Genomic DNA, 14,219 nt, shown 5'->3' with positions numbered 1-14,219 from the left:
TCGGCCCGTGACCGACGTCCGCGACGCCTACGGCCTGGGAGGCGCCTCCCTCGGCATCGCCGTCGTCGTGCTCTTCGCGATCGTGTTCGCCCGCTCGCACGCCACCTACTGGGCAGGTCGGGGGGTGGTGCGGGGCGCGCAGGCCGTGCACGAGACCGAGGGCGCCCCCGGCTGGTGGCACGCGACGATGATGCGCCTCGAGGCGTGGACGGACACGCGCACCGCGCAGCGAGGGCTCGACCTGGTGCGCCGATGGGGGGCGATCGCCGTCACCCTCGCGTACGTGACCATCGGGTTGCAGACGGCGATCTTCGCCTCGGCCGGGCTCATCAAGATGCCCTACCTGCGCTTCACGCTCGCCTCGATCCCCGGCGCGCTTGTCTGGGCCGTCGTGTGGGCGACCGTCGGGTTCGGTGCCGTGTGGGGCGCGCTGGCGTTGTTCGCGCAGTCTCCTTGGGCCCTGCTCGGCGCGGCCGTCGTACTCGTCGCCGGGATCGTATGGCTCGTGCGCCGCCGCCTGCTGCGCCGGGCGCGCCGCGAGCTCGACGTCCCCGCTCAGGCCGAGGTCTGACCCGGCTTGTCCACCGCGCCGCCGTACCGGCGGTCCCGTCGCGCGTAGGTCTCGACCGCCCGCCACAGGTGCCGGCGGTCGACGTCGGGCCACGGCTCGTCCAGGAACACCAGCTCGGCGTAGGCCGCCTGCCAGATCATGAAGTTCGACGTCCGCTGCTCGCCCGAGGACCGAAGGAACAGGTCGACGTCGGGCAGGTCCGGCTCGTCGAGGTAGCGCGCGAACAGCTTCTCGTTGACCTTGTCCGGCTTCACCCGACCCGCCGCCACCTCACGCGCGATGGCCTGCGCGGCGTCGGCGATCTCGGCCCGCCCGCCGTAGTTCACGCACATGGTCAGCGTCACCGTGGAGTTGTTCCTGGTCAGCTCCTCGGCCGTCTCGAGCTCGTTGATCACCGAGCGCCACAGCTTCGGCCGCCGACCGGCCCAGCGCACCCGCACCCCCCACGAGTTCATGAGATCCCGCCGGCGCCGCAGGACGTCCCGGTTGAAGCCCATGAGGAAGCGCACCTCGTCGGGCGACCGCGACCAGTTCTCGGTGGAGAAGGCGTACGCCGACACGTACTCGACGCCGACCTCGATGGCCCCCGCGACGACGTCGAGCAGCGACRCCTCGCCGGCGGCGTGCCCGGCCGTGCGCGGCAGCCCGCGGGCGTTGGCCCACCGGCCGTTGCCGTCCATGACGACGGCAACGTGCCGCGGCACGAACTCCTTCGGGATCGCAGGAGCGCGTTCGCCGCTGGTGTGCGGCGGGGGTGGGACCGGCATTCAGACCCTCTCGACCATCGGGAGCGAGCGCAGCTGGCGCTCGAGGTGGAACTGGCAGAACGCGGCGACCAGGCCGTTTCCCTCGCCGCGGTGCCGCTCGGCGCTGGCGTCGGCGACGGACCAGTCTCCCGCAAGCAGCGCGGCCAGCAGCTCGAACGTCTCGGGCGCCGGAGCCGCCGCTCCCGGCGGCCGGCACGCACGGCACACGGCACCGCCCGACGCCACGGCGAACGCGGAGTGCGGACCCGGCTCGCCGCAGCGCGCGCAGTCGGTGAAGCTGGGCGCCCAGCCCGCGACGGCCAGCGCACGGAGCAGGTAGGAGTCGAGCACGAGGCCGGGCGCGTGGTCGCGGTAGGCCAGCGCCTTCACCGCGCCGACCAGCAGCCAGTACTGCTGCAGCGACGGCTCGTGCTCCGCCTCGACCAGCCGGTCGGCGGTCTCGAGCATCGCCGTGCCGGCCGTGTAGAGCGTGTAGTCCTCGCAGATCCGGCGCCCGAACGCGCCCAGCGTCTCGGCCTGCGTGACGATGTCGAGGTTGCGGCCGGTGCTCAGCTGGAGGTCGACGTACATGAACGGCTCCAGGCGCGACCCGAACCGCGACGTCGTGCGGCGCACACCCTTGCCGACGGCACGGACCTTGCCGTGCGACCGGGTCAGGAGGGTGACGATGCGGTCGGCCTCCCCCAGCTTGTGGGTGCGCAGGACGATCGCCTCATCGCGGTAGAGGCTCACCCGCTCATTGTCCCCCGCGGCACCCACAGTCTCCGTCGGCGCGCGGAAGCGACCGGCGCCGATCAGGCAGCGAAGTCCGCGTACTCGGCGGCGAGTCCCGAGAAGCAGACGTCGATCGCGGACCGCACGTCGCTCTTCCGCGCGGCTGAGCCGATCGTCGAACGCGGGTCGCTCTCGCTCGTGGCGGCCGGACCGCCCGGCGGCCGGACGCGACGGGCTCCGGCGCCTGCGGTCGACGCGCTCGGTGTGGGCAGGCTCGGGGCGCGACTCATGTACTGGTGCCCGGTGGGCGTCGTCGTCAGGACCTCGTGTCCCGGCCCCGCTCGTTGGACCGGGCGGCGCGCCCATCCCGGCGCCTCCTTTGCCAGGTTGCAGGCGACGCAGAGGCCCTCGCCGTTCTCGGCGGTCGTCGGCCCGCCCGCCGCGGCCGGGACGATGTGGTCGATGTGTCGGACGGGTGCTCCGCAGTACGGGGTTCGACAGATCCCCTGGTCGCGGATCCGCAGGAACTCGGCCAACCCGTCGGGGTGGAACCGCGCCCGGGACGTCATCGTGACCAGGTCACCACCGGGATCGGCGTAGAGCCGCCGCAGCCACGCCGCGTCGGCATCGATCCCGGCGGCCACGAGCTCACGTGCGACCTGAGCGGGCACGGGGCCACCACCCGGCAGGTGCCCTGGCTCGTGCCCGGCTCCCAGCAGCGCCGAGTCGCTGACGACGAGGTTCACGGTGACGGGCACCGCCGACGCGCTCGACTGACCGGTGACTTGCTCCACGAGGGTGTCCGCCATGATCTGCCCGCGACCTCGTCGCTCGAGAGCGTGTTCGTCGTCGCCTCTCGCGGTCGGCCCATGTTCGCTCCGAACGTCATTGAGAGCGCCCTGGGTAGGCGACGCTGGGGGCACCGGCGCTGCCGGCGACGCCAACGCCGAGTCGGCGGCCCGACCGAGGGCCGCGTAGACCGCGACGCCCTGCGCCACGGGAAGCAGCGCCGTCAGGTAGGCCATCGTGTCCGGGGCGGGCCGCAAGGTCACGCAGCGCTCCGACTCGGCACGTCGCGCGCGACGCACGGCCGCAGCCGGATCGAGCCGCACCGCATGCCCACGCGCCGACACCGCGAGCTGCCGAGTCCCGAACCCGACCAACGCCGACGGGTCTGAGCAGAGCAGGGCGTCGACCTCGCGGCGATCCTCGACCTCCAGGCAGGCGGTCTCCTGGACGAGCAGCATCGCGCGGTGCTCCGAGAGCAGGCCGGCGCGCAGCGCACTGAACGTGTGCGGCATCTCTGCGAGCCACACCTTCGCGGCCCCGAGGAGCGCCGCACCGCGGTGGGGCGACTCGCGGCGCGCCAGGCCCACTTGGGCGCCGACACCCAGTCCGCGTCGCCTCGCGGGCACGCCCTCGAGCGCCTGTCGGTCTCGCTCCGCGCGGTCGAGCGCGACCGCTGCCTCCGCCTGGAGGGCGCACGCCGCGGACTTCAGATCCTCCAGCGCAGCGATCAGATCCACCTGCGCCGCACTCGGACCGGCGGCCCCGCCCGCGCCGAGGTCGCCGTTCCCGGACGCCACGTCCGAACCCATCCACTCTCGCCCACCGGGGGCCGGTTCTGTCGGGCCGTCGAGTCCTCGCATCAGCTCGCGACACCACCGCCCCACTGTGCTTGCGGTGACGGCGGCGCTTGCGGTGACGGCGGCCCGGGGGCCCGCACTGGCATCCGGGACGGCCGCGTCGCGGGAGCTCTCAGTGCACGCCGTCGCATCGACGGCGACCCCGGGCCGACCAGATGGGTCGCACGAAGGGGAACCGCTCACTGCGTCACCAGGTGCAGTCTCGCCAACCGCAATCGCGTCACACTCTGAGATGCCCCGCGCCACCGCATCGCGCGTCGCCTCGGCTGGAGTGGATCTCACGGGGTTAGTCTATCGAACGTACGTTCGATTCGCTCGGTCTGTCCACATACCGGCCAGACACCGTCGCACTCCGGTCCGGCGTCAGAAGCCGAAGGTCATGACCGCCGGAACGGACCCGTGAGCGAGCGCGTCCAGCACCGCGCGCTCGTGCGGCACGACGGGGTCGGGCAGCGCGCCGAGGGCGAACCAGCGCAGGTCGGCGGCCTTGTCGGGCTCCTGAAGCGCGGGTTCGCCGGCCCATCGACGGCACTCGAAGAACCAGTCCACGCGCTCGTCGATCGGGTCGCCGGTCCCGTTCGATCGGTGCATGCCGGTGAGCCCGGCGAGGTCGGCGGCGGCGACGTCGATCCCCAGCTCCTCGCGCGCCTCGCGGATCGCGGCGGCGATCACCGACTCCCCGCGCTCGACGTGCCCGGCAGCCGCACACGCCCAGTGCCCGTCCATGTAGCCGGTCCCGCGCCGCAGCTGGAGCAGGACCTCGCCGTCGCGACGAAGGACGACGTAGGCGGCGGGGACGACCTGGAAGCGCACGGCAGCCACCGTAGACCGGACCGGTGGGAGATGGCCGACGGGCTCGCGCCGCCGACTCCTCGTCGGCCCGCTCCCGTCGAGGGTGGTGACGGAGATGCGGGTGAGGGTCGGCGGCGCGAGTGGCGCGTGGCGTGGTCGGGGTTACCGACGGGACGCCGCGCGCGCCCCGGGACGGCGGGCGTGTCGCCGCCGCGGGGCAGAGCAGGGGCTGAGAACGGGCGAACTGCAGAGAGGAGGTCGGCGCGGGTCGGCCGACGTCAGCGCTCGTGCCGGTTCACGGCCGAGATGATCGCCTTGAGCGAGGCGGTCGTGATGGAGGGGTCGATGCCGACGCCCCAGAGGATCTCGTCGCCGATGGCGCACTCCACGTACGCGGCGGCGGTGGCGTCGCCACCCGACGAGAGCGCGTGCTCCGCGTAGTCGAGCACGGCCACGTCGACCCCGAGGGTCTTCACGGCCGCGACGAACGCCGCGACGGGACCGTTGCCGGACCCCTCGAGCGTGCGCCGGACACCGCGGTCGACGAGGTCCACCTCGAGGGTGTCGGGCCCGTCCTCGACGCTGGTCCCGCGCGTGCCGCGCAGCGCGAACCGACCCCACGGCGCGAAGGGGCTGCCCGGTTCGACCGGCAGGTACTCGTCGTTGAAGATGTGCCAGAGCTCGTCGGCCGTGACCTCGGTGCCGTGCTGGTCGGTGTGCTTCTGCACGACCTGGGAGAACTCGATCTGCAGCCGGCGCGGCAGGTCCAGGTCCTTCTCGGACTTCATCAGGTAGGAGATGCCGCCCTTACCCGACTGCGAGTTCACGCGGATGATCGCCTCGTACGACCGGCCGACGTCCTTCGGGTCGATCGGCAGGTACGGGACGGCCCACACGACGTCGTCGATCGTCTTGCCCTGGCGCTCCGCCGACGCCTCGAGGGCGGTCAGGCCCTTCTTGATCGCGTCCTGGTGCGAGCCGGAGAACGCCGTGAACACCAGGTCCCCGCCGTAGGGGTGCCGCTCGTTGACCGGCAGCTGGTTGCAGCGCTCGACGGTGCGGCGGATGTGGTCGATGTCGGAGAAGTCCAGCTGCGGGTCCACGCCCTGGCTGAACAGGTTCATGCCCAGGGTCACCAGGCAGACGTTGCCTGTGCGCTCGCCGTTGCCGAACAGGCAGCCCTCGATGCGGTCGGCGCCGGCCAGGTAGCCCAGCTCGGCGGCGGCGACGGCGGTGCCGCGGTCGTTGTGCGGGTGGAGCGAGAGCACGACGCTCTCGCGGTAGCGCAGGTTGCGGCTCATCCACTCGATCGAGTCGGCGTAGACGTTGGGCGTCGCCATCTCGACCGTCGCGGGCAGGTTGATGATCACCTTGCGGTCGGGCGTCGGCTCCAGCACCTCGAGCACGGCGTTGCAGATCCGCAGCGCGTACTCCAGCTCGGTGCCCGTGTACGACTCCGGCGAGTACTCGTAGTACACGTCGGTGTCCGGGACGAGCTCCTCGTACTTCTTGCAGAACCGGGCGCCGGAGACGGCGATGTCGACGATGCCGTCCTCGTCGGAGCGGAACACGACCTCCCGCTGCAGGGTCGAGGTCGAGTTGTACAGGTGCACGATCGCCTGCTTGGCGCCCGCGATCGCCTCGTACGTCCGCTCGATGAGGTGCTCGCGCGCCTGCGTCAGCACCTGGATGACGACGTCGTCCGGGATGCGGTCCTCCTCGATGAGCATCCGCACGAAGTCGAAGTCGGTCTGCGAGGCGGACGGGAAGCCCACCTCGATCTCCTTGAAGCCCATCTGCACCAGCAGCTCGAACATCTCGAGCTTGCGGGCGGGGTTCATCGGCTCGATCAGCGCCTGGTTCCCGTCCCGCAGGTCCACGGCGCACCAGCGGGGTGCCTGCGTGACGCGCTTGTCGGGCCAGCGGCGGTCGGGCAGCTCGACACGGATCTGCTCGTGGAAGGGGCGGTACTTGTGCACCGGCATCGACGACGGCTGCTGTGCGCTCGTCTCCAGGTAGGTCATGGTCTTCTCGTCCTTCGGGCGGTTCGGCGGGGAGTCAGCCGGCACACACGACACCGCGACGAGGATGCGGCCTAGAGGGCCTCGTCGCGGCAAAGAAGGAGGAGGGTGACTGCGAGCACGAAGTCACCGTACCCCCAGACGCGGGGCGCACTGCAACCCGGTCTCATCGCAGCGCCACCAGCGCGTCGTCCCCCACGGCGTACAGCTGACCGCCCAGCCGGACCACCCGGGTGGTGCCGACGGGGAGCGGGACCTCCCAGGCCGGAGCGCCGTCGTCCAGCGCTACGGCGGACAGCATCGGCGTGCCGTCGGACGCGTCGTGCTCGACCGCGACCCGTCGACCATCCGTGAACACCCGCCCGATCGACGGGCCGAACGTCCTCGCCCACTGCTGCTCGCCGCTCGCGGCGTCCAGCCCGACGAGCCCGCCACCGCCGCGCAGCACGACCCGCCCAGCCGCGTCCACGGCGACCTCGGGTGCCGGCGCCGTGGCCAACCACTCCTGCGCGGCAGACGCCCGGTCGAACGCCCGCACCCGTCCGCCGGACGTCTGGTCGGCCAGCCCGCCGGCCGCGAACACGAGGCCCGACGTCCCGTCGCTCGTCGCCGGTGCGACGAGCACCCCGGGCACCGACGCCCACGGCTGGCCGCGCCCGGTCGACAGCTCCGACACGGCGTCGACGCCCGCGTCGCGCAGGCGGTACCGGGTACGTACCAGCGTGCCGTCCTCGAGCAGGCGCGTCTGGTCCGCGACCGTCGAGCCCTTCGGCCGCGGCAGCCGCTCCCCCGTCGCCGCGTCGAGCAGGAGGGTGACGTCGTTCCCCGCTGCAATGACCAGGCCCGCCGCCGCCACCAGGGACACCCGACCGTTCGACGCCGACTGGAAGGTGGACCACCGCTGGGTCTGCCACCGCGCCGCACCCGTCGCCGGGTCGATCCGGCGCACCGTGAGCATGCCCCACGCGTACGTGGCGACCACCAGGTCCGGCCCCGCCTGCGCGGTCGCCACCACCCAGCCGGGGATCTCGCTGCGTGACAGCACCGTGCCGTCGGTCGGGTCGAGGACCAGCAGGGCGGCGGTGCCGTCGTCGTGGATCGGCTCCCCCGCGACCAGCACGTGCCGGTCGGAGGGCGGAGCCGGGCCGACCACGCACGCGAGCTCGGCGACCAGGGTGCGGCAGAGCACGTTCTCCGGCAACGGCTGCTCGCCCAGGGGCACGGACCACCGCTGCTCGCCCGCCACGGCGTTCAGCCCCACGAGCCGACGTCCCTGTGGAGAGGGGCCGGCCATCGCGACGATCACGTCGCCCACCAGCAGCGGCGCCACGGACCCGTCGACGGCAGCCGTCCAGCGCACGCGCGGCGGGTCCTGGAGCGATCGGACGGCGCCGGGGAACCGCGCCTCGCCCAGCACGGCGGTGCGCTCCTGCGTCGCCTCCCACCGCGGGACTCCGACGACGACGGCAGCCAGCGCGAGCAGCGCGACGACGGCCGCCGACGTCGCGCGGCCGGGTCGTCGGGCCGCCCACGCACGCAACCGCTCGGGTCCGGACGCGGGCTCGTCCGGGAGGGTCTCGCCCTCGTCGAGCCGCACGAGCTGCATCGGGGCCTTCAGCCCACCGTGGGCCACCGCGCGTCAGCCGTAGATGATCAGGTCGCTGGGCGTCCGCACGACGAGCTGCCCGCCCACCGCGTCGACATGGCGCACGTGCTCCGGCAGCGGGACCGCCCAGTACCGCACCCCGTCGGCGAGCGCGCGCCCCCACAGCTCCGGCCGTCCGTCGGGCGAGGAGCCCGGACCCAGGACCAGGGTGCCGTCGGAGAGCGGCTCCCACCCCAGGGCGTCGCCGGTGTCGACGGACCACAGCTCGCGGCCGTCCGAGGCGTCGAGCACCCCGTAGGTCCCGGCTCCCGACACCACGAGCCGGTGGCCGACGAGCACGCGCGGGTCGAGCATCGACACGGTGCGCCACTGCTCGGTCCCCGTGCCCAGGTCGAGCGACACCAGCTGCGAGCCCTCGTCGACGACGACGCGCGCAGGCTCGGAGCCGTCGTCGGCCGACAGCTGAGCTGGCAGGCCCGACAGCCGGTAGAGCTCCGCGCCGTCGACGTCGTGCATGTGTCCGCCGCCGACGGGCGCCCAGGTCGCGAACCGGCCGCGGAGAGCCGCGGCCTCGAGCCCGGTGAACCGGGCGCCGGCCACCAGGGTGTGACCGTCGTCGGCGTCGAGGATGATCGTCGACTCGCCGTCGAGCACGACGATCGGCGGCAGCACATGCATCGACGCGCTGAGGAGCTGCGCCATGTCGGCCGGCGTCCTGTACGACCAGACGACCGCGCCCGACCGGCCGCTGCGGCGCTGCACCTCCAGGTGGTTGTCCGGGGCCAGCCGGCCGATGACGAGGTCGTCGTCCACCCGCTCGATGCCGACGACGTCGCCGCGGATCTCCCAGCCGCCCGTGCGCGTGCCGTCGCTGGCGGACAGCGGCAGGACCGTGACGCGTGGCTCCTCCTGGATCGACGCGTCGTCGGAGTACAGGACCCGCGGTTGCGGCACCAGGCACAGGACCAGCGAGCCGACGTCGGTGCCCCGGGCCGGGCACGTCACGCCGCCGCTCTCGAACCCGCTGCGCGGGGCCGACCCGACCGGGACGGTCCACAGCACGTCACCGGTCGTCGGGTCGTGCGCCGTCACGTTCCACGCGTCGTTGCCCTCGCCGACCACGACGAGCGCGCCGTCGGCAGCGAGCACCCCCCCGTTGGCCGTCCGGCCCGGCACCTCCCACAGGGGCGCCGGCGCCGCGTCCAACGGCCGCACCAGGCCGGGCACGGCCTCGATGTGGGCGACGAAGGCGCGGTCCCTTGCAGACGCGAGCATCGTCGCCGCGACCAGGCAGACCACCACGACCGCGGCCAGCGGCCACCAGCGCAGCACGGGGTGGTGGGTGGTGGCGGGGATCCCGGGGGGCGGCTCGTCGTCGGGGTGGCGCGACCGAGGCGCCGTGATCGAGGCATCCTCGATCTCGACGAGCTGCATCCGTGCAGCCAGGCGCCGGTCCGCCATGCTCCGACTCTAGTTCCTAGGGCGCGGAGCGCGTCCCGGGGGCCCGCACCAGACGCAGGGCGCAGTCGCCGAACACGACCGTCGAGCCGACGCGCAGCCGAACCTGCTGGTCGACGCGGCAGACCACCTGCGCGCCGTCGGGGAGGGTGACCACCGTGCCGTTGGTGGAGCCGCGGTCCGCCACCCAGACGCCGCCGGGCTCGACGCCGATCTGCAGGTGCGTCTTGGACACCGATCGTCCGGGGTCGACCACCCGCACCAGCTGGACGTCCGCGTCCGACGCCGGGTTGCGGCCCACCAGCGCCGTCCGCTCGACGGTGATCCGGCGACCGTCGGAGAGCTCGAGCTCGGCCACCGCCCGGTCCACCGCGACCGAGTCGACCGGCTGCGCGAGCAGGTCGTCGCGCGGCCCCGCGGGGCGGGTCATCTCGAGCTCCGGCGCGAGGCCGTAGCTGAGCCCGACCTGCCGGACCACGGGCGTCGCGCGCGTGTCCAGGTCGGGGCCGCTGCGCTGCGGCGACACGGGTGCGAGGACCAGCGCGGAGGGCCGTCCCTCGTCGAGGAGCTCGTCCAGCAGCGCGGTGCCGTCGCCGCCGCCCGCGACCGTCGACACGGCCCAGCCCGGCACGGTCGTCGCGGATCGGACCGGGGCCGCCGGCCGCGGCTCGAGGTTCTGCGGCACCGGAGGAACCACCGGTCCCCCCTGCCCGCGCGCGGACCGCAGGTCGAGCACCTCGTCCCCGGCGGCGAGGTCGTGCCACCCGCGGCGTCGACCCGTGCGGTCGAACAGGGGCGAGAGCAGCACGACGAGCAACCCGACGCCCAGGGCCAGCACGCCGGCCGCGAGAACGAGGCCTCGGATCAGCACCCGGGCGAGCCCGATCGGTCGGCGCGTCTCGACGTCGAGCGTCCGGATGCCCGTCGCGAGCCGGCCGACGGTCCAGCCGAACCGGCCGTGCACGATCCACTGGCCGACGACGAACACCGTCGCCGAGGCACCGCCGAGCAGGACCAGGAGCAGCGACCCGGTGTCCGGCTCCCCGGCGTCGGCGAGCGCGCGCACCGTGCCGACGACCACGAGCCAGCCGCCCACGACGAGCCAGAGCGCGAGGTCCAGGAGGGTCGCCGCGGACCGACGTCCCATCGACGCCGGGTCCGCCTGATCGACCCGGTGGCCGTTGTCGGGCACGTGCACTCCCTGAGGTCGGACGTCCGTCGTCATGAGGCATCCCTGCGGCGGCGGTTCCGTCGGCGACGGTCGGACCGGAGCGAGGCCGTCGAGAGGCGCGCCCGCATCCGTCGGCGCCAGCCGACGCTGTGCGACATCGCCTCCACGGTGGTCTCCACGTCCGACCAGTAGGCGGTGGCCTGCGCCGGGCTCGGGTCCCCGGCGCTAAACACCGCCTGGTCGGCGGAGCGGGCAAGGGCCCCGACCCGCGAGCCGACAAGTGCGCCCTGCGGCTGGTCCGCGAAGGCCGCGGCCAGCGCACGCGCGGACTCGTTGCGGGTTGCCAGGGCTCCGGCCGGGCGGCGCAGGTCGCGCGCGACGTCGAGCACCTCGTCCCAGCCGCCGGCGACCTGCGCGACGGTGTCCGGGCTGCGACGCCGACGCCGGCGACGACGAGCCTTGAGCCCGACGATCACCAGCAGCGGAGCCGCCAGGAGGATCAGCGGGATCGAGACGACGCCGGCGATGCGGGCGATCCGGAGCCACTGGGCGTTGCCGTCGTCGTCCGAGGCCGGGTCGTCCGTCTGCGGCTGCTCCGTGTCCTCGTCGGGCGGCGTCACCGCGGCCGGCGGCGGGGGCGGGGGCTGGACCACCTGCGGGTCGGGCTCGGACGGCTTCTGCTGGTCGTCCTCCTGCGGCGTCTGCTCGGGCGGCGGTGTGGCGTCGAACGGCACCCAGCCGTAGCCCTGGAAGCTGATCTCGACCCACGCCTGGATGTCCTTGCCGGTCACGGTGACGGGACCGGCGGCGGCGTCCTCGGGCGCGAACCCGAGCACCACCCGCGCGGGCAGGCCCATCTCCCGGGCCATCAGAGCCATCGCCGCGGCGTACTGCTCGCCGTCGCCCACCATGATGTCGCCGGCCAGCAGCGAGGTGATCCGGTCCGCGCCGTGCCCGGAGAGCGAGGCGTAGTCACCGGCGTCGACGATGCCGTGGCTGAAGTAGCCCTGCTCGGTCAGCCAGGTGGAGAGCTGCTCGGCGATCTGCACCGGGTTGCCTGCGTCGCGCGCGACGTCTGCGGCCGTGATCGTCGCGGCGTCCGGCACGCCGGTCAGCTCCGGCTGCGAGATGTCGGACGCCGCGGCGCTGCCCACCTCGTCGGTGGTGGGGACGCGCGGGACGACGACGTCGACGCCGTAGCGCAGGCCCCGGTGCACGCCGTCCGTCAGCACCGCCGCGCCGGTCGCGTCGTTGTAGCGCAGGCCCGCCGCCGCGGCGGAGTCGGCCACGTCGAACGACGTCGCCTGCCCCACGGTGGGCAGCCAGACGCCCGTGAGGTCGTCGATCTGCACGTCGACGTGCGCGGGCTCTCCCCGGACAGTGGTGTCGATGGTGTCGCCCACGCGGCGGAACTCCCCCGACGCCTGCGCGGACCCGTCGCCTGCGACGTTCCACACGACGCCGTCGTACCGGTCCATGGTCGCGAGCCGGATCCGCGCGCCCGCCGGCAGCCCGGTGACGGTGAAGAGCTTGGCGTCCTCGTCCTTCTTCACGAACTCCCGGAACGCCGACAGCGGGCTCGGGTAGGCGCGCGGGTCGAACGGCGGAACGATCTCGTCGCGGACCACGAACCGGTCCGTCGGCCCGGCAACGGCGGGTGCGCCCAGCACGCCGGCGGCCACGGCGATCGTCGCGAGCAGGCCCGTCGCGACCACGCGGCGCGCCCGCAGCAGCCCGGCGCGCCACGAGGACCACGCCAGCAGGACGACGACGAGGACCGTGCCCGTCACGATCGGCGGGACCGACGGATGGCGGACGCCCAGCAGGATCGCGGCGACGACACCGGCCACGGGAACCACGGCGGCGGTCGCCGCGACGGCGCCCTGACGCGCGCGCAGCGCCACGGACACGGCAGCGGCCGACCCGACGAGCGCGAGCAGCAGCATGGCGACCAGCAGGCTCCCGCTCGAGCCGACCGGCGGCTGGAGCGTGAGCACCTGCTTCCAAGAGGTGACGGCGCCGCGAGCCAGCTCCACGACGGTGCTCGGCGTGGGGAGCACGCCCGCGACGGTCGTCGACGGCACCGCGAGCGGTCCGCCGGCGAGCACGAAGACGACGACCACGAGCGCGACGACCGTGAGGGCGGACCAGCGGCGCACCGCACCCAGCGCCGCGACGCCGGTGCCGAGCACCAGCCCGCCGACGAGCGCGGGCAGCGCGACGAGGCCGCCGTAGACCGCGAGCAGCGGGACGAGCGCCAGCGCGAGGGTGCCGACCAGGCAGGCGATGTCGACCGTGGCGCGGCTCGCGGTGCGAACAGGAGGCGTCACGCGGTCACCCGCCGCAGCAGCCGGGGCAGGTCGTCGAGGGTGCCGATCGTCGCAAGGCTCAGCGAGCCCTGCGTGCGGACCGAGACGTCGGCGCCGCGCTCGCACCGCACGACGACCGTGCGCGTGCCCGTGGGCACGTGGCGTGCGCCGAGGCGTCGGTCGGAGTCGGACGGACCCGAGCCGGTGACCAGCATCGCGACCGACGCGTCCGCCGCCTCGCGCGCCACGCGCCGGCCGAGCAGGGCCATGCCGGCGCCGCTTGAGGCGAGCTGGATGCCGGAGCAGTCGTCGAGCAGCAGCGGAGGGGTCTCGACCCGCAGGCTCCCCGGGCCGGCGAGGACGGCCAGGTCGCGCTCCTCGCGGATGGTCTGGACGCCGACCGAGGCGATGACCGACACGGCGAGCTCGAACTCGTCGTCGTCGGCGTAGTCGCGCGGGTCGGTCGCGAGGACCAGCGCCGTCTGGGTGCGGCGGGTGTCCTCGAACTGCTTGACCATGAGGGCGCCTCGGCGCGCGGTGGTCCGCCAGTGGATGTAGCGCCGGTCGTCGCCCGCGACGTAGTCGCGCAGCGCGTGGAACGACAGGTCCGAGTCGGACAGGTCCCGCGTCGACTGCCCCTCGAGGTCGCGCAGCAGGCCAGAGCTCGCGCCAGCCAGCGAGACGAGCAGCGGGTGCACGAACAGGTCCACGGGCCGGGTCCAGCGCACGCTGCGACGCGCGAGGCCAAACGGGTCGCCCCGGACAGAGCGCACGGGCCCCACGACGATGACCGCGCGGCGGGCCGTGGGGATGGCGAAGAGGTCGTCGTGCTCGGCGCCGGGCGCCAGGGCTGGGACCGAGAACTCGGCGACCGCGGCCCCGACCGGAAGCTCGACGCGCGACGGCAGCGACCGGCGGCGGGCGACGTTGCTCACCTCGACGCGCCCGACCGCGCGCTCCCCGACCCTGACCCGGCGGTCCGCCATGTCGAGGCGGATCTCGTACCGGGCGCGGCCCGCGGTCATCACCAGCGACACGACGAGCACCGCCGTGAGGGCCGCCCCGATGGCCGCGAGCTCGAGCCAGCCGAACCACCGGCCCAGCACGAGACCGAGGAGGGCGACGACCGCCACTCCCCAGCCGACCGGAGAGACCCGAAGACCC

11 protein-coding genes are annotated in these 14,219 nt (G+C 73.9%); 1 reads left to right on the top strand and 10 read right to left on the bottom strand.

Features of this window, described 5'->3' with window-relative positions; translation table 11 throughout:
• Positions 1 to 7 precede the first annotated feature (7 nt).
• The gene (locus ACXJKA_RS12310) at positions 8 to 571 is read left to right on the top strand and encodes a DedA family protein (RefSeq protein ID WP_456825493.1); all 564 of its coding nucleotides are present in this window, start codon (positions 8 to 10) and stop codon (positions 569 to 571) included.
• Here the strand turns inward: ACXJKA_RS12310 and ACXJKA_RS12305 are convergent.
• From ACXJKA_RS12305 to ACXJKA_RS12260, 10 genes are all read right to left on the bottom strand, one after another.
• Positions 556 to 1,338, bottom strand: a complete 783-nt coding sequence (locus ACXJKA_RS12305; RefSeq protein ID WP_456825492.1) for an isoprenyl transferase — start codon at positions 1,336 to 1,338, stop codon at positions 556 to 558. The genes ACXJKA_RS12310 and ACXJKA_RS12305 overlap by 16 nt on opposite strands.
• On the bottom strand, positions 1,339 to 2,070 hold the full coding sequence (recO, locus tag ACXJKA_RS12300; protein WP_456825491.1) for a DNA repair protein RecO: 732 nt from the start codon (positions 2,068 to 2,070) through the stop codon (positions 1,339 to 1,341). It abuts the gene before it with no gap.
• Positions 2,071 to 2,132: 62 nt separating this feature from the next.
• Positions 2,133 to 3,650, bottom strand: a complete 1,518-nt coding sequence (locus tag ACXJKA_RS12295) for an HNH endonuclease (protein WP_456825490.1) — start codon at positions 3,648 to 3,650, stop codon at positions 2,133 to 2,135.
• Positions 3,651 to 4,061: 411 nt separating this feature from the next.
• On the bottom strand, positions 4,062 to 4,511 hold the full coding sequence (locus ACXJKA_RS12290; RefSeq protein WP_456825489.1) for an NUDIX hydrolase: 450 nt from the start codon (positions 4,509 to 4,511) through the stop codon (positions 4,062 to 4,064).
• Between the two features lie 257 nt (positions 4,512 to 4,768).
• Positions 4,769 to 6,514: a 2-isopropylmalate synthase gene (gene leuA, locus ACXJKA_RS12285; RefSeq protein WP_456825488.1), complete on the bottom strand. Its 1,746-nt coding sequence runs from the start codon at positions 6,512 to 6,514 to the stop codon at positions 4,769 to 4,771.
• 163 nt (positions 6,515 to 6,677) lie between these two features.
• On the bottom strand, positions 6,678 to 8,117 hold the full coding sequence (locus ACXJKA_RS12280; RefSeq protein WP_456825487.1) for an outer membrane protein assembly factor BamB family protein: 1,440 nt from the start codon (positions 8,115 to 8,117) through the stop codon (positions 6,678 to 6,680).
• Positions 8,118 to 8,150: 33 nt separating this feature from the next.
• Entirely contained in the window at positions 8,151 to 9,578 is a 1,428-nt protein-coding gene (locus tag ACXJKA_RS12275; protein WP_456825486.1) for an outer membrane protein assembly factor BamB family protein, read from the bottom strand.
• A 16-nt stretch (positions 9,579 to 9,594) separates the two neighbouring features.
• Positions 9,595 to 10,800, bottom strand: coding sequence for an RDD family protein (locus ACXJKA_RS12270; RefSeq protein ID WP_456825485.1), 1,206 nt, complete (start codon positions 10,798 to 10,800; stop codon positions 9,595 to 9,597).
• Positions 10,797 to 13,076 carry a transglutaminase-like domain-containing protein gene (locus ACXJKA_RS12265; RefSeq protein WP_456825484.1) on the bottom strand — a complete coding sequence of 760 codons (2,280 nt, stop codon included), beginning with the start codon at positions 13,074 to 13,076 and terminating at the stop codon, positions 10,797 to 10,799. The genes ACXJKA_RS12270 and ACXJKA_RS12265 overlap by 4 nt, the downstream gene beginning before the upstream one ends.
• Positions 13,073 to 14,188, bottom strand: coding sequence for a DUF58 domain-containing protein (locus ACXJKA_RS12260; RefSeq protein ID WP_456825483.1), 1,116 nt, complete (start codon positions 14,186 to 14,188; stop codon positions 13,073 to 13,075). Before ACXJKA_RS12260 ends, ACXJKA_RS12265 begins: the two co-directional genes overlap by 4 nt.
• Positions 14,189 to 14,219 lie beyond the last annotated feature (31 nt).

It is taken from the genome of Cellulomonas sp. P5_E12 (assembly GCF_054049315.1).
Note: the sequence above shows the minus strand (reverse complement) of the source record. Positions and strands in the feature narration are given on the sequence as shown.

What these genes read in the sequence shown, in the direction of transcription:
- ACXJKA_RS12280 (WP_456825487.1), bottom strand. Translation starts at nt 8,117, where the DNA reads ATGCAGCTCGTGCGGCTCGACGAGGGCGAGACCCTCCCGGACGAGCCC.
- ACXJKA_RS12270 (WP_456825485.1), bottom strand. Translation starts at nt 10,800, where the DNA reads ATGACGACGGACGTCCGACCTCAGGGAGTGCACGTGCCCGACAACGGC.
- ACXJKA_RS12275 (WP_456825486.1), bottom strand. Translation starts at nt 9,578, where the DNA reads ATGGCGGACCGGCGCCTGGCTGCACGGATGCAGCTCGTCGAGATCGAG.
- ACXJKA_RS12295 (WP_456825490.1), bottom strand. Translation starts at nt 3,650, where the DNA reads ATGGGTTCGGACGTGGCGTCCGGGAACGGCGACCTCGGCGCGGGCGGG.
- leuA (WP_456825488.1), bottom strand. Translation starts at nt 6,514, where the DNA reads ATGACCTACCTGGAGACGAGCGCACAGCAGCCGTCGTCGATGCCGGTG.